Source organism: Streptomyces sp. NPDC056738 (assembly GCF_042790435.1).
Taxonomy (GTDB): Bacteria; Actinomycetota; Actinomycetes; order Streptomycetales; family Streptomycetaceae; genus Streptomyces.
Genome location: NZ_JBHTZF010000003.1, coordinates 751524 through 772272, shown reverse-complemented (window position 1 = coordinate 772272; position 20749 = coordinate 751524). Strand labels below are relative to the sequence as shown.

16 protein-coding genes are annotated in these 20749 nt (G+C 73.4%); 8 read left to right on the top strand and 8 right to left on the bottom strand.

The genetic code is table 11. The features are described from left to right. The first annotated feature begins 49 nt into the window (after positions 1 to 49). Positions 50 to 586 carry an HNH endonuclease gene (locus ACFRIC_RS10965; RefSeq protein ID WP_037618871.1) on the top strand — a complete coding sequence of 179 codons (537 nt, stop codon included), beginning with the start codon at positions 50 to 52 and terminating at the stop codon, positions 584 to 586. Positions 587 to 856: 270 nt separating this feature from the next. Here ACFRIC_RS10965 and ACFRIC_RS10960 read toward each other — a convergent pair whose 3' ends face one another. From ACFRIC_RS10960 to ACFRIC_RS10945, 4 genes are all read right to left on the bottom strand, one after another. Continuing rightward, positions 857 to 2197, bottom strand: a complete 1341-nt coding sequence (locus ACFRIC_RS10960) for an FtsX-like permease family protein (protein ID WP_382782656.1) — start codon at positions 2195 to 2197, stop codon at positions 857 to 859. Beyond that, on the bottom strand, positions 2194 to 2907 hold the full coding sequence (locus ACFRIC_RS10955) for an ABC transporter ATP-binding protein (RefSeq protein ID WP_382782654.1): 714 nt from the start codon (positions 2905 to 2907) through the stop codon (positions 2194 to 2196). The genes ACFRIC_RS10960 and ACFRIC_RS10955 overlap by 4 nt, the downstream gene beginning before the upstream one ends. Next, complete coding sequence (locus ACFRIC_RS10950) at positions 2904 to 3437, bottom strand: PadR family transcriptional regulator (RefSeq protein WP_382782651.1); 534 nt, start codon at positions 3435 to 3437, stop codon at positions 2904 to 2906. Before ACFRIC_RS10950 ends, ACFRIC_RS10955 begins: the two co-directional genes overlap by 4 nt. A 178-nt stretch (positions 3438 to 3615) precedes the next feature. Continuing rightward, on the bottom strand, positions 3616 to 6867 hold the full coding sequence (locus ACFRIC_RS10945; RefSeq protein ID WP_382782648.1) for a beta-N-acetylglucosaminidase domain-containing protein: 3252 nt from the start codon (positions 6865 to 6867) through the stop codon (positions 3616 to 3618). Between the two features lie 298 nt (positions 6868 to 7165). Between ACFRIC_RS10945 and ACFRIC_RS10940 the strand changes: the two genes are divergently transcribed. The 3 genes from ACFRIC_RS10940 to ACFRIC_RS10930 are packed head-to-tail and all read left to right on the top strand — an operon-like array spanning position 7166 to position 9887. Beyond that, positions 7166 to 7435 carry a hypothetical protein gene (locus tag ACFRIC_RS10940; protein ID WP_382782645.1) on the top strand — a complete coding sequence of 90 codons (270 nt, stop codon included), beginning with the start codon at positions 7166 to 7168 and terminating at the stop codon, positions 7433 to 7435. Then, positions 7435 to 9591 (top strand): 4-alpha-glucanotransferase, encoded by a 2157-nt coding sequence (malQ, locus tag ACFRIC_RS10935; protein ID WP_382782642.1) that lies wholly within the window; start codon positions 7435 to 7437, stop codon positions 9589 to 9591. Before ACFRIC_RS10940 ends, malQ begins: the two co-directional genes overlap by 1 nt. Before the next feature lie 56 nt (positions 9592 to 9647). Continuing rightward, a complete protein-coding gene (locus ACFRIC_RS10930; protein WP_339129379.1) occupies positions 9648 to 9887 on the top strand; it encodes a hypothetical protein in 240 nt (79 codons plus the stop codon). A gap of 93 nt (positions 9888 to 9980) precedes the next feature. Here ACFRIC_RS10930 and ACFRIC_RS10925 read toward each other — a convergent pair whose 3' ends face one another. Beyond that, positions 9981 to 10457 (bottom strand): DUF1203 domain-containing protein, encoded by a 477-nt coding sequence (locus ACFRIC_RS10925; RefSeq protein ID WP_382782640.1) that lies wholly within the window; start codon positions 10455 to 10457, stop codon positions 9981 to 9983. A 112-nt stretch (positions 10458 to 10569) separates the two neighbouring features. Here ACFRIC_RS10925 and pepN point away from each other — a divergent pair, with 112 nt between their 5' ends. Next, complete coding sequence (gene pepN / locus ACFRIC_RS10920; protein ID WP_382782637.1) at positions 10570 to 13149, top strand: aminopeptidase N; 2580 nt, start codon at positions 10570 to 10572, stop codon at positions 13147 to 13149. A gap of 96 nt (positions 13150 to 13245) precedes the next feature. Here pepN and ACFRIC_RS10915 read toward each other — a convergent pair whose 3' ends face one another. Further along, the gene (locus ACFRIC_RS10915) at positions 13246 to 14265 is read right to left on the bottom strand and encodes an aspartate-semialdehyde dehydrogenase (RefSeq protein ID WP_382782634.1); all 1020 of its coding nucleotides are present in this window, start codon (positions 14263 to 14265) and stop codon (positions 13246 to 13248) included. Positions 14266 to 14569: 304 nt separating this feature from the next. Between ACFRIC_RS10915 and ACFRIC_RS10910 the strand changes: the two genes are divergently transcribed. Then, positions 14570 to 15097 carry a sigma-70 family RNA polymerase sigma factor gene (locus ACFRIC_RS10910; RefSeq protein WP_355775954.1) on the top strand — a complete coding sequence of 176 codons (528 nt, stop codon included), beginning with the start codon at positions 14570 to 14572 and terminating at the stop codon, positions 15095 to 15097. Position 15098: 1 nt separating this feature from the next. After that, positions 15099 to 15893: a hypothetical protein gene (locus tag ACFRIC_RS10905; protein WP_382782630.1), complete on the top strand. Its 795-nt coding sequence runs from the start codon at positions 15099 to 15101 to the stop codon at positions 15891 to 15893. Between the two features lie 140 nt (positions 15894 to 16033). Here ACFRIC_RS10905 and ACFRIC_RS10900 read toward each other — a convergent pair whose 3' ends face one another. Then, the gene (locus ACFRIC_RS10900; RefSeq protein ID WP_382782627.1) at positions 16034 to 19342 is read right to left on the bottom strand and encodes a S8 family serine peptidase; all 3309 of its coding nucleotides are present in this window, start codon (positions 19340 to 19342) and stop codon (positions 16034 to 16036) included. Positions 19343 to 19586: 244 nt separating this feature from the next. Then, positions 19587 to 20156: a CGNR zinc finger domain-containing protein gene (locus tag ACFRIC_RS10895; protein WP_382782625.1), complete on the bottom strand. Its 570-nt coding sequence runs from the start codon at positions 20154 to 20156 to the stop codon at positions 19587 to 19589. 125 nt (positions 20157 to 20281) lie between these two features. On the opposite strand from ACFRIC_RS10895, the gene ACFRIC_RS10890 reads away from it, so the two are divergent. Next, positions 20282 to 20743 carry a VOC family protein gene (locus ACFRIC_RS10890; RefSeq protein WP_382782622.1) on the top strand — a complete coding sequence of 154 codons (462 nt, stop codon included), beginning with the start codon at positions 20282 to 20284 and terminating at the stop codon, positions 20741 to 20743. Positions 20744 to 20749: the final 6 nt, after the last annotated feature.

Here is a 20749-nt window from a genome sequence, read left to right as displayed (position 1 = left end):
AGATCGTCCCGGCGCGAGCCACGCGCCGCCGGCGTACAAGGAGGCATCCGTGCCGCACGTCCTGGTCCTCAACGCGTCGTACGAGCCGCTCGGCGTCGTACCGCTCCACCGCGCGCTCGTCCTCGTCCTCGAGAACAAAGCCGTCTGTCTCGAGGAATCCGGCGCCTTCATGCACAGCGCGACCGTTACTGTCCCCGCACCCAGCGTGGTCCGGCTGAAGAGGTTCGTCCGGGTCCCCTACCGAGGGCCCGTCCCGCTGACCAGGCGAGCTCTGTTCGCCCGCGACGGCGGCCGGTGCATGTACTGCGGTGGCGTCGCAACCAGCGTCGACCACGTCATCCCGCGCTCCCGCGGGGGTCAGCACGCCTGGGACAACGTGGTGGCGTCCTGCCGCCGCTGCAACCACACGAAGGCCGACCGCCACCTGGTGGAGATCGGCTGGCGCCTGCGCCACAAACCCGCCCCGCCGACGGGGCTCGCCTGGCGCATCATCGGAACCGGGCACAGGGACCCGCGCTGGATGCCCTACCTCCAACCGTACGGCGCGGACGACGCCATGGCCCGGATCGACGGCATCTCAGCCTGACGATCCGGGCCTTCGCGTTGGTGGCGCCGGCCTCGGCCGCCGCCACCTCCGGCTGACCGGGAGGACCCCCGTGCCTTCCGGCAGCCGCCCCCGTGCCGCACGGCCGGCCGGCCCTGTCCGCGTGCCGCGCGGACACCGTGCCCTGCTCGCGCGCCAGAGGGTCAACGGGCACTCGGTCACCGGCTCCGTCCGCGGGCTTCGGGCCCGGTCCGCGTGCCGGGGCGCCGGGCCCACCTTCCGCGGACGGGACCGGGACGGACCGGGCGCGCATCACGCGTGACGCAGCTCCGCGGGCCGCACCGAGCGGCGCAGGAGAGGTCGCGACGTGGCCGCGGCCAGCAGGGACGCCGCGTAGACGGCGACGGGGACGACCAGCGGCAGCACCGGCACGGATCCATCGCCCGCGAGCTGCCCGTACCAGACGCCGATCGCCAGGCCCCCGGCCCCGGCCAGCGCGACCGCCGGGGCCAGCGGCAGCGCGGTCTCCAGGATCAGAGCCCGCCCCAGCACCGACCGCGGCACTCCCGCCGCAGCCTGCGCGGCGAGGCCGCGGCGGCGGGCGGCCAGCGATTCGGCGGTCCCCACGGCCAGCCCGGACAGGGTGATCGCGAGGGCGAGCAGGATCGCGGCGCCCACGAGATCGAGACCGGTCGTGTAGAAGGCCGGGTCGGCGGGCAGCGAGGCGCGGTCACGCCCGGCGAGCGCGTCGAGCAGGACCTGCCGTATGCCGACGAAGCCCGTCCCCACCACCGTCACCAGCAGCACCGCCGCATGGGTGCGGGCACCCGCCCAGGGGTCGTCCCGCAGCCGCTCGGCCGCGATCAGCACCGCCGGGTTTCCCGTCCGCTCCGCGAGCACGCGGCCCGTCAGCCGGGCGCTCGCCCCGGCCGCCCAGATGGCGCCGGTGCCCGTGATGATCACCACGCCGAACACGAACAGCGGAGTCGTCTCGAACCCGCCGAAGCTGCGCGGAGCGAGGACGAGCCCGGTGAGAAGTATCACGAGAGCCGTCAGGAGCACGGCGAGGCCCGGACCCCGCCCGCGGCTCGGGCGCGTGCGGCGCACCCAGCCCAGCGGTGAGGCCACCACCCGGCGCAGGGCCAGCGCGCTCACCAGCGCGCCCAGCACGGGCACGGCGAGGGCGATTCCCGCGAAGCCGGCCCAGACGACCGCCGGCGGGTTGTGCCACTGGCGCAGCAGGACCCCGGCGGAGACGCCGGTGGCGACGGCCGAGCCGGTCAGACACGCGAGGCCCGCCTCCAGCGCGGCGATCCGCCGCACCTGCGCGGGGGCGGCGCCGGCGAGGCGCAGCGCGGCCATCCGCCGGTCGCGGTGCACGGCCCCGATGCGGGCGCACTGCCCGAGGAACCCGAGGACCGGCACCAGCAGGAGCAGCAGGGTCAGGACCACGCCCGCCCGTTCGCCCGGCTGCTGGAGCAGGCCGTGGGCGAGCGGCAGGGCGTACTGCCCCTGGAGCGAGGCGATGGCGACGGCCGCCAGGCAGAGCCCGGTGGCGAGGGCCGCCCCCACGGCCGTGAGCGCGACCCGCCACCCCTCGCGCCGGTCGGAACCGCGGGTCAGGAGCAGGGCGATACGGAGGTCGGTCCTCACCGGGACACCTCCGTCGTGGCCGCCGGGGCCGTCGCCGGGGTGTCGGAGCCGGTCACGACGCCGTCCCGCAGCGAGATCTCACGGTCCGCGTACGCCGCCACCTGGGCGTCGTGCGTGATCAGCAGGACCGCCGTGCCGGCCTCCCGGGCGGTGTGGATCAGGGCGGTCATCACCTGCTCCCCGGCGAGGGAGTCCAGCGCGCCGGTCGGCTCGTCCGCGAAGACGGCCTTCGGATCCGTGACGAGGGCCCTGGCCAGCGCGACCCGCTGGGCCTGGCCGCCGCTCATCTCACCGGGCCGCAGCGCCTCCTGCCCCCGCACGCCGAACCGCTCCAGCCACTCGCCCGCCCGCTCCCGCGCGGCCGCCCGTGAGGCGCCCGCGAGCAGCAGGGGCAGCGCCACGTTGTCGGCGGCGGTCAGTTCGGGGATGAGCTGGCCGAACTGGAACACCACCCCGAAGTCCGTGCGGCGCAGCTCGCCGAGCCGCTTCTCCGGGAGCAGGTCGAGGCGCTCACCCGCGTACTCCACCGTTCCGCCGTCGGGCCTGACGATGCCGGCCAGGCAGTGGAGCAGGGTGGACTTGCCGCTGCCGCTGGCCCCGGTGACGGCGAGGACCTCGCCCGCGGCCAGGTCCAGTGAGGCGCCGCGCAGGGCGGGGGTCGGGCCGTGCGCCTTGACCAGGTCCCTGGCGGTCAGAAGGGGGGTGCTCATGCTGTGTCGACCTCCGCGGTCAGGGTGGTGAGCCGGGCCGCCGTGGTCGCCATCCAGCGGAGATCGGCGTCGAGGTGGTTGAGGGCGTAGTCGGCCGACAGGACGGTCGCGAGGTCCGCGCCGGGTGCCGTCTTGACCGCCGTGAGCTCGCGCATCCGCGCCATGTGCGCGGCGCGCTGCGCCCGCAGATAGCCGGCCGGGTCGGCCGAGGCCAGGATCGAGACGACGACCTTGGCGAAGATCTCGTTCGTCACGAAGGGTGCAGGGGGCGCGATCTCGCCCGCCCAGTGGGTCAGTTCACGCGTTCCGTCCCCGGTCGAGCGGTACAGGGTCCGCTCGGGTCCTCCGTCCGAGTCGGTGCCGTCGACCGCGGCGAGGCCGTCGCGGACCAGCCGTTGCAAGGTCGTGTACACCTGCCCGTACGCCAGGGGGCGGGCCTGCGGGAAGCGTTCGTCGTGGCGTCGCTTGAGGTCGTACCCATGGCTGGGTCCTCCGGCGAGCAGCCCCAACAGGATGTGACGGGTGCTCATGGAGATCAGTATGCACTCAAGATATGTACTGAGTGAATAGCTGGCCACGAAAAGCTGATCACCCATTGCCCGAGGGGCGCGGAGGAGAGCCGAGGAGCGTCGGGTAGTGCCGAGGGGCACGCGGGAGCGCGAGAGAGTGCAGAGGGAAGCCGGGAGCGGCGAGAGCCCCGGCCGGGCCTCACTCCGCGACCGCGTACGCCTCCGCCGACCACAGTGAGTACCCGTACGCCGTGGCCCTCCGCGTCCCCTGGACGCGGACGTAGCGGACGTCGCGTTCGTCGAAGCGGAGGGATTCCCGGCCGCCGCGGCTGTCGGTCACGGTCGTCGCCGTGCGCCAGACGCGGCCGTCGGCGGAGACCTGGACGCGGTACGCGGAGGGGTGCGCGTCCTGCCAGGTCAGCACGAGCCGGCCGAGGCGCGCCGGTTCGGCCAGCTCCACCTGCCACCAGGCGCCGTCGTCCACCGGGGAGGACCAGCGGGTCGCCGGGTCCCCGTCGTTGGCCGCCGAGGCCGGGAAGTCGGGGGTCTCGTCGGCGGACGAGGAGGCCGTGCCGGTGCGGGCGAGGTCGGGGCCCGCCGTACGCGGGAAGGCGCGGACCGTCAGGGTGCGGGTCTGCGCGCCGAACGCGACCGTCACCTCGTACGAGCCCGACGGCGTTCCCTGAGGGACCGTGACCTCGACGACGCTGTCGACCACGGCGCCACGCGCCAGGGTGGGCGAGGGCCGGGAGACCTTGACCCGGATGCCCTCGGGGGCGCGTGCGGTCAGCTCACCCCTGACGCCGGTGGGGCGCAGGGACGTCAGCCGGGCGGTGATCCGCTCCGTGCCGCCGATCTCCACGTCCGTCGTGGTGCGTTCCAGGTCCAGGGCCGCGGCGGGCGTGTCGGCGAACCACGGCACGAGGTGGCGGACCTGGGAACGCCCGGGTCCCACGACCCGCAGCGCGTCCACGCGCACGCCCCGCGCGCCGAGCTGCGCCGCGCCGAGTTCCGTCGCGCCCCCGGCGGTGAGGGGGCCGAGGTACCGCCAGCCCTCGCCCGGCACGTGGGCCTCGACGAAGCCCGTCGCGGTGGGGTCGGTGAGCACGCTGAGGTCGGTGAGGGTGCGCGGGCGCGGGAGCAGCACGAGACGGCCGTCCCGCGCGTCGCCGTCCCCCGTGGTGCCGTCGTCCGGCGCGGCCCCCGCGCCGTCCGCGCCGCCGTCGCCCTTTCCGCCCGGGTCCGCCGTGCCCCCGCCGCCGGTTCCGGTGCCGCCGTTCCCGGCCGCGCCGGGGTTCTTCGGGGTGTCCCGGCCGGTGGAGGACTCGTTGTCGAGGCCCGCCCACTGCTCGTACGCCGTGCGGGCCCGCTTCAGGAACGGGTCGAGCACGCCCGTGCCGACCTTCGCCCCGCTCGCCGCGAGTTCGCCGCGCAGCCGGTTCAGGGCGCGGTACGCCGCCCACGCCGTCGTCGCGTCACCGTTCGACTGGGCGGCGAGCAGGTCGACGGCCGTCTCACCGGCCGCGCCGTAGCGCGCCAACTGCTCGGTCCAGGGAGCCACTTCGGTGGCGATAGGGCGGCCGGCCAGCCGCCCCGGCGTCTCGCGCATCACCGTGAAGGCGGCGCGCAGCCGCCCGGCCGCACTCTCGGCCGCCGCGCGGTCCGTGCCTGTCCGCGCCTGCCAGAACGCCTCCATGAGCGGGCGCAGGTAAGCCGACTCCTCGCCGCCGAGGACGGAGGAGGCCTCGTTCCCGGCCAGCGCGCGCAGCGCGTCCGCGTCCTCGGCGTCCCCGCCCGCGAGGTCCTCGATCGCGGCCCGCCAGGACTCCTGGGGGCGGTAGTCCCGCGGGTTCCAGGCGTAGTCGGCCGTCGTGAACAGCGGGATGCGGGAGGCTTCGGCCTGGGGCATCGCGTTGGCGAGCAGGGCCGCCGAACCGGTGGCCACCGCAGGGTCGCGCCCCTGGTAGGGGCCGAGGAAGACGCGGTCCTGGGCGTAGTCGTTGACGGGGTAGTTGTCCATGGTGACGAGCCGGTGGCTGCCGAACACCGCCCGGGTGCGGGCCAGTTCGCCGCCGGTGATGGTCTTCGGCACGACCCCGATGCCCGTCCAGGCGATCTCGACGCCCTTGTCCAGGGCGGCCGCCAGCTTCCGGCGGTAGTCGGTCGAACCGTCCTCGTAGTACTCCGTCGGCATCAGGGACAGCGCGGCCACCTCCGGGTGGCGGGCGGCGAGATGCCGGGCCACGGCGTTCGCCACCCGTGCCTGTGCCTTCGCCGCCGCGCCGGGGCCGGAGCCGAACGCGTCCGCGTCCGCCCCGCAGTGCCACTCGGTGTAGCTGACGTCCTGGAACTGGAGCTGGAAGGACCGGAATCCGAGCGCCCACATGGCGTCGAGCTTGCGCGTCAGGGCCTTGACGTCGGCGTCCGAGGAGAAGCACATCGCCTGCCCCGGGGCCACCGCCCAGGTCAGCGTGACGTGGTTGCGGCGCGCCCGCTCCGCCAGGTCCCGGAAGCGGGCGCGCTCCCCGGCCGGGTACGGCTCACGCCAGCGCGCCTGCCGGAAGAGGTCGTCGCCGGGCGCGTACACGTAGCGGTTCTGCTTGGTCCTGCCCATGAAGTCGAGCTGCGCGAGCCGCTGTTCGGGGGTCCACGGGCTGCCGTAGAACCCCTCGGTGACGCCCCGCACGGCGGTGCCGGGCCAGTCGCGGACGACGGCACCGGCGATCCGGCGGTCGGCGCCCAGGAGTTGACCGAGGCTCTGCACCCCGTGGAACAGGCCGTCCTCGCCGACTCCCGCGAGCGCGACCGTGTCCCGGCCGTCCACGCGGCCGACGGCCAGCCGGTAGCCGCCGGAGGGCAGATCGGCCCGGGGCGCGGCGCCGAGCGCCGTGAGCGCCCGCTCCAGGGAGCCGGATGTGGCGGGCGGGACGCCGAAGGTCCCGGCGCCCCGCCCGCCGGTGTCCGCGGTGTCCGTCCCCAGCCGCACCACCAGCGCGTGCGCCGGGAGCGCGTCACCGTCACGCGCGGTTGTGATCGTGCGCGCGCCGGCCTGTCGCAGCAACGCGCGCAGCGCTTCGAGGGCGTACGGGTCGAGATCGCTGTCCGGGGCGTACGCGTCGACGCTCACGCCGGGGGCGTGCGGGGCCAGGGGGACGCCCGGGGCGTACGAACCCGCCGGACGCGAGCCGCCGGAGGTGTCCGCCGCGGGGGTGACCAGGACGACCTCGTCCGTGACGGTGACCGGGGTGCCGTTCGCGCGCAGCGACTGAGGGCGCGGCCAGACGGCGGGCGCGGTGCTCCCGGCGGCCTGGTCGCCTCCGGCGGGTTCGCGGTCGTCCGCGGAGGCCGCCGGGCCGTGGGGCGCCGCGAGAGCCGCGGGGGCCGTCACGAACGTGCTCGCGACCACGGCGAACGCCAGTGCGGTCGCTCCTTTTCCACGCCCGAGTCGCACGGTTCCCCCTCGTAGCCCGCCATCCCGGCTGCGGCTTCGGTGTGCCGTCGAGCCCACCATTCGGGTGGTGAGGGTGTCAACGAGAGTGGCCGAAGTGCCGGGATTACCCCAGCCTGGAGGCGCGGTCCGGCCCCGCGGGACGGCGACGGAGTGTGACCAGGACCACGTTGTCCGTCCGTGAGCGTCTGCCGTCGCGCCCACGGGGTAGGGCTGCGATGACCGCCCGGGGCATCCGTTTCCGGCACGAACCGCCGGAATGCCCCCGGTCGCCGTATCCGACCTCGACAAGGAGGCCCCCGTGGCCGCATCGGCACACCTGCTCCTCACGGCCCTGTCCGAACGCGCGGCTCACTCGTCCGTCCCCGGCCCCCGCGCCGGCCGGGCGTCCGCCGAGCCCGAGGACGCCCACCTGAGCCCGCTCGGCTCGGAGAGCGCCTGCACGGCGGCACCGCTGACCAGCGAACCCCCGCTGCCCGACGCCGAGCCGCTGACCAGTGAGCCGCCGCTCGCGGACACCGCGCATCTGACGAGCGAGCCCACCTCGGCCGGCGCCGCGTCGGGGGTCTGATGCCACCCACCGGGCCCGCCGACCCGCCGCGGACGGCCTCGGAGCCGGCGCCGCGGACGCCCCTGTCCCAGCTCGCCGAACTGCACGGTGTCGCCCCCGAGTACAGCCCGTCCCCCGGCCGCACGATCGCGGCGCCCGACACGGCGCTCGTCGCGATCCTGGCCGCCCTCGGCGTCGACGCGAGCACCCCGGAGGCCGTCCGGGCCGCCCTCGCGCTGCACGAGGCCGGGACGGCGCGGCGGCTGCTGCCGCCGACCCTGGTGTGCTGGGGCGGACTCGTCCCCGCCGAGATCGCCGCGCTGCCGGACGGCACCCGCCTGAGCGTGACCACCGAACAGGGCGAGTCCCGGGCGTCCGCCGAGAACCTTCCGCCGGGTGTCCACACGCTGCACGCCAGTGCCCCCGACGGCCGCGCCGCCGACGCCCACCTCGTCGTCGCCCCCACCCGGCTGCCCGCGCCGCCCGGACGCGCCTACGGCCTGCTCGTCCAGCTCTACTCCCTGCTCTCCCGCCACTCCTGGGGCATGGGCGACCTCGGCGACCTCGCCGAACTGACCGCCTGGGCGGGACGGGCGCTCGGCGCCGGATTCGTCCAGGTCAACCCGCTGCACGCGGCCGTGCCCGGCGACCCCACCGACCCCTCCCCGTACCGGCCCTCCTCCCGCCGCTTCCCCGACCCGGTGCACCTGCGCGTCGAGGACATCCCCGAGTACCCCTACGCCGAGGACCAGGACCGGCTGCGCACCCTGCGCGAGCGCGCAGAACGGCTGCGCGACTCCGTTCTGCGCAAGGGCGCGCTCATCGACCGCGACGCCGTGTGGGAGCTCAAGCGCGAGGCCCTCGCGGCGGTGCGCGCCGTCCCGCTCGGGCCCGGACGGCAGGCCGCGTACGCCGATTTCCTCGCCGAGGAGGGCCGCGCGCTGGAGGACCACGCCACCTGGTGCGCGCTCGCCGAGGTGCACGGCTCCGACTGGCGGAACTGGCCCGCGGCCCTGCGCGACCCCCGCTCGTCCGCGACCGCCCGAGCCCGGGCCGAACTGATGGACCGCGTCGACTTCCACAGCCGGCTCGCCTGGCTCACCGAGGCCCAGCTCGCCCGCGCCCAGCGCTCCGCGCGCGACGCGGGCATGGCCGTCGGTCTCGTGCACGACCTCGCCGTCGGCGTCCACCCCGACGGAGCCGACGCCTGGGCCCAGCAGGAGTACTTCGCCGCCGGCATGTCCGTCGGCGCGCCCCCCGACGCCTTCAACGCCCGCGGCCAGGACTGGGGCCTGCCGCCCTGGCGGCCCGACCGGCTCGCCGCCTCCGGCTACGCCCCCTACCGCCGGCTGCTGCGCGCGCTCCTGCGGCACGCGGGCGCCCTGCGCATCGACCACGTCATGGGCCTGTTCCGGCTCTGGTGGATCCCCGAGGGGCAGCCCCCCACCGAGGGCACGTACGTCCGCTACGACGCCGAGGCGATGCTCGCGATCCTCGTCCTGGAGGCCTCGCGGGCCGGAGCGCTGGTCATCGGCGAGGACCTCGGCACCGTCGAACCCGGGGTGCGCGAGAAGCTCCAGGAACGCGGAGTGCTCGGCACCTCCGTGCTGTGGTTCGAACGCGACTGGGACGGGGACGGCCTGCCCCTGCCGCCCGAGGCCTGGCGCACCGACTGCCTGGCCACCGCCACCACCCACGACCTGCCGTCCACCGCGGCCCGGTTCACCGGCGAGCACGTCGAACTCCGCGACCGGCTCGGACTGTTGACCGGTTCGCTCGACGAGGAACGGGCGGCCGCCGCCGCGGACGTCCGGGAGTGGCTGGCCCTGCTCTCCCGGCTCGGGCTGCTGCGCGGTCCGAGCGGCGGGGCGCCCGCCTCGGTGGAGGAGGCCGAGATCCAGGCCGTGCACCGCTTCCTGCTGCGCACCCCGGCCCGGCTGATCGGCGTCTGGCTCCCGGACGCCGTCGGCGACCGCCGCCCGCAGAACCTTCCGGGCACCTGGGACGAGTACCCCAACTGGCGGCTGCCCGTCGCCGACGCCGAGGGCCGCCCGGTGACCCTGGAGGAACTGGCCGCCTCGCCCAGGCTGCACGCCCTCATCGACGTCGTACGGGCCGAGAGCGACCGCACGGGCGGGTCCGGGAGCCCTCCGGAGCGGCCGCCCCGCGCCCCGTGACCTCCGTACGGCACCCCGGGCGCGCGGCCCGGTCGGGTGTTCGCTACGTTTGCACCGTGGACAAGAAGAACGCCCTGCGCGCCGGTGCCCTGGCGGCCGGCACGACGCTGATGATGCTGCTCATGTCGTCCCCCGCGCTCGCGCTGACCCGCGACGACGGCGACGACCCCGGCTCCGGCCTGAGCGTGATCGAGACGCTCGGCCTCTACGTCGCGCTGCCGCTCGTGCTGTTCGGGGGCATCACCGCCCTCGTGATGGTCCTGGACAAGTCCCACAAGCAGCCGAAGCAGGGCTGAACCCCGCCCACCGACTCCGTGTCGAGGGAGTCCGCGCACCCACCGGTGCGCGGACTCCCTCGACGCGTTTCCCGGCCGCTCCGCCGCGCCGCCTCAGGGCCGCCGCACCTCGTACAGGAAGCAGCCGTACTCCACCGCCCGTACGTGGACCAGCGCCACCTCCGGGTCCGCGAACGCCTCCGTGAAGGCCTCGCCGAACGCGGACGGCGTCGCGGCCAGCCGGCCGCCCAGGATGTGTCCCTGGGCCGAATAGCGGCGGACCACGCGGTGGGCGTTCGTGAAGGGCAGGACGTCCGTGGCCGGGCCCGCGCACTCGTCCGCGTGGACGAAGACCGGGCCCGTCTCCTCGTAGGGACCCGGCTGCGCTCCGGTCCGTGCCGCCCAGCGGCGCAACGGGGCGTAGGAGACCAGGCAGACACGCTCCCCGGGCTCGCTGCGGCGCAGACAGCACCGCAAGGGGGACCCGCCCTCCTCGTCGGTCAGCGGGACGGGCCGGCGGCCCGCGTCGTCGGTGTCGCGGAGCTCCTTCAGGGCGGCCGCGCCGATGGGCTGTGCGGTGTACGTCGTCATACCCCAAGGCTCACGCGCGCGACGGCCCGGCACCGGCGGGAAACGGACATCGCGCTGTGTGCGGGTCCCGTGGAAGGATGGCGCAACCCACACATAACGAGGAGATGACCGCGTGCCTGGCACAAACCTGACCCGCGAAGAGGCGCAGCAGCGGGCGAAGCTGCTCACCGTTGACTCGTACGAGGTCGAACTCGACCTCTCCGGCGCGCAGGAGGGCGGCACCTACCGGTCCGTGACCACGGTGCGCTTCGACTCCGCCGAGACCGGCGCGGAGTCCTTCATCGACCTGGTCGCCCCGGCCGTCCACGAGGTCGCCCTCAACGGCGACCCGCTCGACGCGGCCGAGGTCTTCCAGGACTCGCGGATCGCGCTGCCCGGGCTCCTGGAGGGGCGCAACGTCCTGCGCGTCGTCGCCGACTGCGCCTACACCAACACCGGTGAGGGCCTGCACCGGTTCGTCGACCCCGTCGACCAGCAGGCCTACCTCTACACCCAGTTCGAGGTGCCGGACGCCCGCCGCGTCTTCGCGTCCTTCGAGCAGCCCGACCTCAAGGCCACCTTCCAGTTCACCGTGAAGGCGCCGACCGGCTGGACGGTCATCTCCAACTCGCCGACCCCGGAGCCCAAGGACGACGTCTGGGTCTTCGAGCCCACGCCGCGGATCTCGACGTACATCACCGCGCTCATCGTCGGCCCGTACCACTCCGTGCACAGCGTGTACGAGAAGGACGGGCAGACCGTTCCGCTCGGCATCTACTGCCGCCCCTCGCTCGCCGAGTTCCTCGACTCGGACGCGATCTTCGAGGTCACCCGGCAGGGCTTCGACTGGTTCCAGGAGAAGTTCGACTACGCGTACCCCTTCACGAAGTACGACCAGCTCTTCGTGCCCGAGTTCAACGCGGGCGCCATGGAGAACGCGGGCGCGGTCACCATCCGCGACCAGTACGTCTTCCGCTCCAAGGTCACCGACGCCGCGTACGAGCTGCGCGCCGAGACGATCCTGCACGAGCTGGCCCACATGTGGTTCGGCGACCTCGTGACCATGGAGTGGTGGAACGACCTGTGGCTGAACGAGTCGTTCGCCACCTACACCTCCATCGCCTGTCAGGCCTACCACCCCGACAGCCGCTGGCCGCACTCCTGGACCACCTTCGCCAACTCCATGAAGACGTGGGCGTACCGGCAGGACCAGCTCCCCTCCACCCACCCGATCATGGCCGAGATCCGCGACCTCGACGACGTGCTCGTCAACTTCGACGGCATCACGTACGCCAAGGGCGCCTCCGTCCTCAAGCAGCTCGTCGCCTACGTCGGCATGGACGAGTTCTTCCGCGGCGTCCAGGCCTACTTCAAGGCCCACGCCTTCGGGAACACGCGCCTGTCCGACCTGCTCGGCGCCCTGGAGGAGACCTCCGGACGCGACCTCGGCACCTGGTCGCAGAAGTGGCTCCAGACCGCCGGCATCAACATCCTGCGCCCGGAGATCGAGACCGACGCCCAGGGCGTCGTGACCGCGTTCGCCATCCGCCAGGAGGCGCCCGCGCTGCCCGCCGGCGCCCAGGGCGAGCCCACGCTGCGCCCGCACCGCATCGCGGTCGGCCTCTACGAGCTCGACGGCGCCAGCGGCAAGCTGGTGCGCGACGAGCGCATCGAGCTGGACGTCGACGGCGAGCTGACCGCCGTCCCGCACCTGCTCGGCAAGCGCCGCCCCGACGTGATCCTGCTCAACGACGACGACCTGTCGTACGCCAAGGTCCGCCTCGACGAGGACTCCCTGGCGTTCGTCACCGAGCACCTCGGCGACTTCGAGTCCTCCCTGCCGCGCGCCCTGTGCTGGGCCTCGGCCTGGGACATGACCCGCGACGCCGAACTCGCCACCCGCGACTACCTGGCCCTGGTGCTGTCCGGCATCGGCAAGGAGTCCGACATCGGTGTCGTGCAGTCGCTGCACCGCCAGGTGAAGCTCGCGATCGAGCTGTACGCCGACCCGGCGGCCCGCGAGGCGCTGCTGACCCGCTGGACCGACGCCACGCTCGCCCACCTGCGCGCGGCCGAGGCCGGCGGCGACCACCAGCTCGCCTGGGCGCGCGCCTTCGCCGCGACCGCGCGCACCCCGGAGCAGCTCGACCTCCTGGAGGCGCTGCTCGAAGGCCGCGAGACCGTCGAGGGCCTCGCCGTCGACACCGAGCTGCGCTGGGCGTTCGTCCAGCGGCTCGCGGCCGTCGGACGCTTCGACGAGGCGGAGATCGCCGCCGAGTACGAGCGCGACAAGACCGCCGCGGGCGAGCGGCACGCGGCCACCGCCCGCGCCGCCCGGCCCACCGCGGAGGCGAAGGCCGAGGCCTGGGCCTCCGTCGTCGAGTCCGACAAGCTCCCGAACGCCGTGCAGGAAGCGGTCATCGGCGGCTTCGTGCAGAGCGACCAGCGTGAGCTGCTCGCCCCGTACACGGACAAGTACTTCGCCGTGGTCAAGGAGATCTGGGACGCGCGCTCGCACGAGATCGCCCAGCAGATCGCGACCGGTCTCTACCCGGGCATCCACATCGCCGAGGAGACCCTCGCCAGGACGGACGCGTGGCTGGCCTCGGCCGAGCCCAACGCCGCCCTGCGGCGCCTCGTCTCGGAGTCCCGCTCGGGCGTCGAGCGCGCCCTGAAGGCGCAGGCGGCGGACGCGCGCGCGGCCACCGCCTAGCGACGCGGCGGGAACGAACGCGGCAGGACCGAGGAACCCCGAGGGGGCGGGCACCGGACGGTGCCCGCCCCCTCGGGCGTGTGCCGGACGCGGGTGTCAGCCCTCGTTGAGCTCGGCCGCCACCAGCTCCGCGATCTGCACCGCGTTCAGCGCGGCGCCCTTGCGGAGGTTGTCGTTGGAGATGAACAGCGCGAGGCCGTGCTCGACGGTCTCGTCCGGCCGGATGCGGCCGACGTACGAGGCGTCCTTGCCGGCGGCCTGGAGCGGGGTCGGGATGTCCGAGAGGGCGACACCAGGGGCGCCGCCGAGGAGCTCGGTGGCGCGCTCGGCGGAGATCGGGCGGTCGAAGCGGGCGTTCACCTGGAGGGAGTGGCCGGAGAACACCGGGACGCGGACGCAGGTGCCGGAGACCTTGAGGGCGGGGATCTCCAGGATCTTGCGCGACTCGTGGCGCAGCTTCTGCTCCTCGTCCGTCTCGTTCAGACCGTCGTCGACGATCGAACCCGCGAGGGGGAGCACGTTGAAGGCGATGGGGCGCTTGTAGACCTGCGGCTCGGGGAAGTCGACCGCCTCGCCGTCGTGGGTCAGCCCGTCGGCCTCGCCGACGACCTTCAGCGCCTGGCCGTGCAGCTCCGCCACACCGGCGACACCCGAACCGGACACCGCCTGGTAGGTGGCGACGACGAGCGCCCGCAGGCCCGCCTCCTCGTGCAGCGGCTTCAGGACCGGCATCGCGGCCATCGTCGTGCAGTTCGGGTTGGCGATGATGCCCTTGGGACGGTCGGCGATCGCGTGCGGGTTCACCTCGGAGACGACGAGGGGTACCTCGGGGTCCTTGCGCCAGGCCGAGGAGTTGTCGATCACGACGGCGCCCTGGGAGGCGACCTTCTCGGCCAGCGCCTTGGACGTGGCCCCGCCCGCCGAGAACAGCACGATGTCCAGGCCCGAGTAGTCCGCCGTGGAAGCGTCCTCCACCGTGACTCCGTCGACGACCGTCCCGGCCGAACGGGCCGAGGCGAACAGACGCAGCTCCTCGACCGGGAAGTCCCGCTCGACGAGGATCTTGCGCATGGCTGTGCCGACCATACCGGTGGCTCCGACGATTCCGACCCTCACGGCGACTCCCTTGACGTGCGTTCTTCGTGGTCCAGCGCTTCCATGATGCGTCTCACCCGGGCCCGCGTGTCCAATCCTTTCGTCGCGCGGCTCACAGCGTGGGACGCGGAACCGCGCGCGGGAGCCCGATCCTGCGGCGGCCGGGCGTCCGGATACGAAGAAATCGCCCGGCGACACGGGGGGACCGCAAGCCGTACGGTGCGTCCCGTTCATGATCCGGGGCCCGGTGTGACGTACGACTCGATCGGAGCCGAACGTTTTCACCCGCGCCGGCGTCGTAGAGGGGGACGCGGGGAGGGGAGAGGTGGCTGTGCTGCGCAGAAAGCCACGCCGGGCGTCGGGGGCGGACGACCCCCTGGACGCGACGCAGGAACGCCGGGTGCGGGCGGTGCTCGCGCTCGGCGGCGTGCCGCAGGCGGACCTGCCGGACGGGGTACAGCAGGTCCGGCTGCGGCTGCTGGAGCGGGCCGCCAAGGGGGACGAGGCGCCGCGCGACGTGTCGGCCTGGGCGGCGGTCGTCGCCTCGAACCTCGCGATGGACTGGCACCGGGCCAAGCGCCGGCAGGAGCGGCTGGGTGAGCGCCTCGCCTCGCTGCGCCAGTTGGAGCAGCCCTCCGACGAGGAGTCCAGCGTGCTCTCGCTGGCCGTCGCCCAGGGCCTGGACGAACTGCCCGACGCCCAGCGCCAGGTCCTCGTCCTGCGGTTCTACGCGGACCTGCCGGTGCGGGACATCGCCGACGAGCTCGGCATACCCGAGGGCACGGTCAAGAGCAGGCTGCACACGGCGGTCCGCGCGCTGCGCGCCCGCCTGCACGAGGACGAGGTGGTGTGACGTGGCCGAGTACGAAGGTGTGGACGCGCTGATGGCCGCGATCACGGACGCCGAACTGCCCGAGGAGGCGCGCGACGACGTCGTGTTCATGGCCGAGCACCGCTCGGCCACCGAGGACGTGGACCTGCTCCGGGAGCAGCTCGTCGTCATCGGTGACGCGCTGGCGGACGCCGGGCGGCCCGCCGGAGCGGGAAGGGACTCCCGGAAGCCGGGGAGGTCCGGGAGGTCCGGGAGGCCCCGCGGGGCCGACGGACCCCGGGCCGCCGGGGGCGGGCGGCCCGGGGGATCCCCGAAGAAGCGGCGCCTGCCTTCGCGGGCCCTCGTCATCGGCACGCTGGTGACGGCCGCGGTGGCCACGCTGGTGGTCGGGATGGGCTGGCTGGCCGCGACAGGCGGGTCGGACGTCACGAGCGGCGACTCGGCCAACTCCGACGCCAAGGTGCAGGACAGCGGCGGCTCGGGCTCGCTCAGCGCCCCCGGCTACATCGCCTGCTCCCGGCTCATCGTGGAGGGCACGGTCACCAAGGTGGCCGCGGTCCCCGGCACCGCTCAGGACCGGATCACCCTGGACGTCTTCCACTACTACAAGCCGGCCACGGGCGAGAAGAAGGTCACCTTCCTCATGGACCAGGACGTCGACCCGCGGCTGCACCGGGGCGACGAGGTGCTCGTCGCCATCCAGCGGCGCGCCTCGACACCCGACATCTGGACCACGGGGGAGCAGCAGATCGCCCGCGACCGCTCCTGGATCGTCAAGGCGCTGCCCGAGTCCCGGGGCATGAGGTGCGAGCAGTGACACGCGGTACGGGCGGGGCCGGCGGCTGAGGGGCCCGGCCGCCGCGGGCGGGGGGCTCGGGGCACACGAAAGGGCGGGCGTCCGTGGCCGGACGCCCGCCCCGAGGTCCCGGACCGCTCGCGCGGCCGGGGATCACACCGTTACGGCGTGACCTTCTCGATCTTCACGCTGCCGAGGCCGGCGACTGTGCCGCGCGCGTTCACGAGCTGGACCTGACCGAAGAACTCGCGTCCCTCGGGTGCCGCCGCGGCGGCGGTGACCGAGCCGGACACCGTGGCCGAGGCGCCGGTGGCGAGCTTCACCGGGGTGGAGTCGTCGACCGAGACTGTGCCGAGCGCGCTGGAGAAGAACACGTCCCGGTAGTCGTAGGCCGTCGAACCCGACGGGACCGCGTAGCCCGCGACCTCGATGGTGTACGTCCCGGCCGCGGGGTTGGCGATGGAGACGGCTTCCTCCGAGTCACCGTCCGCGGACTGCCCGACGACGGTCCCGGCGGCGTTCTTCACCGTCAGGTCGAGGTCGGCGGCGTTGTCCGAGACGTTGCCGATGACCACGTCCAGCGACGCGGCGCCCGCGGGCACCTCCACCGTGGTGGTCTGCGTGACGCCCTCGGTGATGGTCGGCCGCGCGTTCTTGGAGGAGCCGAGCGGACCGCCCTTCAGCTTGCCGTCGAGCGCGGCGAAGTTGTTCGTCACCTTCCAGGAGGCGGTGGCCGGGGTGCCGACCTTGGCCTCGGGGACGGTCACGACGGCCGGGTCGAACGCCGCGCCGAGCACGGCGACATCCAGCTTGTAGGGGTTGTCGAGCAGCGGCGAGGTGCGGCGCGCCTCGACCTCGATCTCCCAGACGCCGGGCTGCGGGTCGGCGTACGAACGCACGTCGGGCTTGCAGCCGTTGCCGTCGAGGTAGTTGTTGTAGCAGTACGGGGTGCTGGTGTTGTCGACCGGGACGCCGTACGGGTGGATCGCGATGAACCGGGTCTGGCTCTTGTCCTTGAGCCCGCCGATCGCGACCTCCAGGGACGTCGCGCCCTCGGGGACCGTCACGAAGTACGAGGTGGTGCTGTTGCGCTGCACCGAACTCGACTTGCTGTAGGTGTACTTGAGCGGCGACGAGACCACGACGGTCGACAGGATCTGCTTGTCGACGCCCTCGGTGCGCGGGTCGTCGACCTCGAGGATCGCGCTCTTGAGCCCGGCCGACTCCGGCGCGGCCTGCACCTTGACGGTGACCGGCTGGTTCAGCGGGAGGTTCACCTCGTCCTTGCCGAGGATCCGGAAGGTGTCTCCGGCGTTGTTCTCGAAGGACAGCTCGTGGCGGACCGGCCGGTCCGCGCCCGAGGTGCGCGTGATGGTGACGTCGTACGTCTTGCGCTGCCCGGCCTTGAGGCCGCCCTCGCGGTCGTACAGGCCGGTGCCGAAGCCCGGGGTCTTCAGCGCGTAGTCGATCGCGGTGTCGACCGGTGCCTTGACCGTGTAGTCGTGGGCGGTGGCGCCGTCCTTGATGGAGTCCCAGGCGTCGTTGATGTCGATCAGGCCCGCGCCCTCCGCGTACGCCTGAACGCCCTTGATGTGGTCGGCGGTCGACGTCAGCGCGGTGCGCAGGGTGGCCGGGGTGAGGCTGATGCCCTTCTGCTTCGCCGCGCTCAGCAGCAGCGCCGAGGCGCCCGCGGCCTGCGGGGAGGCCATCGAGGTGCCCTGGAGCATCGAGTAGCCGGCCGGAAGGGTGTAGCCCGCCTCGGCGACCGGGGAGCCCGGCAGCCAGGTCTGGGTGGAGTTGATGGAGGCGCCGGGCGCGCTCAGCGTCGGCGTGAAGCCGCCGTCCTCACGCGGGCCGCGCGAGGAGAAGGGCAGCATCGCGTACTTCTTCTCCACCTGCGAGCCGTAGTTGGCGGCCCAGGTCTCCTTGGAGATGGTCGCGCCGACCGAGATGACCTTGTCGGCCAGGCCCGGGTCGCCGATGGTGTTCGCGCCGGGGCCGGAGTTGCCCGCGGAGATCACGAGCTGGACGCCGTAGGTGTCGATGAGACGCGTGTAGAGCTCGGAGCGCGCGTTGTTGCCGTCGTTGAGCGCGGGCAGACCGCCGATGGACATGTTGACGATGTCCACACCGCGGTTGGCGACGAGGTCGATCATGCCCTCGGTGAGCGCCACGTTGGTGCAGCCGCCGGTCCAGGTGCAGGCGCGCGAGGAGACGATCTTCGCGCCGGGCGCGGCGCCGTTCATCTTGCCGCCGAACAGGCCGTTGGCGGAGGTGATGCCCGCGACGTGCGTACCGTGCTCGGACTCGATGACGCCGATGTTGACGAAGTCGGCCTTCTTGCCGACCCAGGTCCCGCCGTACGGGTCCATGGGGACGTCCTTGCGGATCTCCACGACGAACGGCTGCCGCTCGACGACGTCCGTCGCCGGGTTGTCGGTGCCGAAGTAGCCGATCTGGAAGCCGTCCTTGTACGGCTTCATCGGCGTGTCGTCGGTGAAGTCGCCGTTGTTGTTCAGGTCGACGGTGACCGTGCCGGCCGTCGGGTCGTAGAGCACGCCCCACACGTCGGTGGTGTCACCGTCGCGGTTCGCGTCGCCCGCGGCGTCGCCGCCCGCCGTCGCCGACTCCCGGAACGTGCTGATCTCGTACGAACCCGCGGGGGCCGTCCACGTCCTGCCGCTGTACGTGAAGGTGGGCCCGGCCACGGGGGTGACCATCGGGCGCCAGGTCGCGTCGCTGTCGAGGATCGGGTCGGTCGAGGTGACCCAGTCGACGATCTTGCGCTCTCCGGTGGTGGTCTTCTGCAGGGCGGGGTGGCCCAGGTCGACGCCGGAGTCGAGGATGCCGATGGTGATGCCCCGGCCGTCCGCCTTCGGGTGGTCCTTGACGAAGTCGACCGCACCCGTCTCGAAGGAGGGGTTGTACGGGTTCTCGGCGGGGGTGTTCTTGCCGGGACCGGAGTAGGTGGCGGCCGTCGGGGTGTTGCTGCCGTGCTTGGCCGTGTCGGCGCTCGGGGTGGGGTCGTCCAGCGCGATCTCCTGGCGCAGATCGATCCCGTGCACCGAGGACAGCTTCGCGGCGGCGGCGATGGCCGAGTCCGCCCTGCTCGTCGGGACGGTGGCGCGGACGTAGCCCAGCTTGTCGTAACTGCGGCCGACCGAACCGCCCTTGACGGCGTCCAGCTCCTTGGCGACCTGCTCGGTCTGGCCGGGAGCCGTCGCGATCATCATCGTGACGTTCTTGTCGCCGTTGGCCTTGGCCTCGGCGAGGAGGTCGGCGTCGTTCGAACCGAGTTTGGCGGCGGCGGACTTGGTGCCGGGATCGGCCGTGGGTGCGCCCGCGTCCGCGGAGAAGGCCATGGGTATCGGCCCGGCCGCGGAGAGCGCGGCCACCAGGCCCGCTGCCATGGCCAGACGGGCCACGCGTCTCGCGCCCGATATAGGTGCGCGCTGAGGGTCGGAGATCATCTGCATCCCTTGTAGGTAAAGGAACGAGCGTGGAACGGCCGGTTCCGGCGGTTCTTGTGGCACCGGTCGCATCAGTCCGGAATGTGGACCCGGATGACCGCTCAGCTTTGCTCAAGGGGCAGTTGTTTGGGGAGAGTTGACCAAGCAAGGATGGACGCATGGCGTACTTCCGCCATGCGTCATGCCGTCGATGACGGGCTATGGGGGGATATCCCGGACGGCTCGGATGTCTCTCTTTGTCGATTCAGCTCTCTTTTGTGCGCGCGTAGTGGCGGGACGCCTTCGCGCGGTTACCGCAGGCCGCCATCGAGCACCAGCGGCGGGTGCCGTTGCGTGAGGTGTCGAAGAAGTGCAGGACGCAGGCCTCGTGGGCGCAGCGGCGGATGCGGTCCGGGGCGGCCCGGAGCAGTTCCAGGTAGTCGCGCGCGGCGAGCCAGGCCGGGCCCCAGGAGGGGTCGTCGAACTCCGGTGTCCCGCCCGGTCCCCGGTCGGTCAGGGTCAGCCGGACGCGTCCGTGTCCGAGGACGGCGTCGACACGCGCGGCGGCCTCGGCCGGGAAAGGGGAGCCCTCCTCGCCGGTCTGCCCGCGGGGGGTGTCGACGGCGGCGCGCAGGGCGTCGCGCGCTTCGAGCGTGTGCCGCAGGACGGTGTCGTCGGCCGGGAAGTCGAGCCCGTTGCCCGCCAGCCAGACGGCGAGGCCCCCGGTGTCGGTCAGCAGGTCGCGCACCTCGCCCTCGTGGACCCAGCGGGTGTTGAGCAGGTCGAGCGAGACGGGCTCGCCGGTGAGGGGGCGGGGGTCGGGGCTGGTGGACATGGGGTCTCCCTTCAGGGCTAACCACTCAAGGGTAGGTCACCGGTTGACGCTCTCATTTCTAACCTCTAATGTCGATGACAAGGGTTAGCCTCTCGGTGAGGCGGCCACGGCAGAAAGGCACTGTCATGACGCTGAGCACCGGCCACGTCGGCCTGAACGTCACGGACCTCGACCGCTCGCTCGCCTTCTACCGCGACGTCCTCGGCTTCGGGGTGCTCGGCCAGGGCGAGGCCGGCGACGAGGGGGAGCGGCGGTACGCGTTCCTCGGGTCCCCCTCCGGCGACGGCCGCCCCGCGCTCACGCTCTGGCAGCAGGCGCGCGGCGCCCACGACACGGGCCTGGCGGGCCTGCACCACCTCGCCCTCGAAGCCGACTCCGTCGAGCGGGTCAGGCGGTACGAGACGGCCCTGCGCGACCACGGCGTCACGTTCGCCTACGAGGGCCTGGTCGCCCACCGGGAGGGCGCGGCCTCGGGCGGCATCTTCTTCCACGACCCGGACGGCACCCGCCTGGAGATCTTCGCGGCGACCGGCGCCGAGGAGGCACCGGCGCCGAACGCGTCCGCGCCGACCTGCGGTTTCTTCTAGCACCTG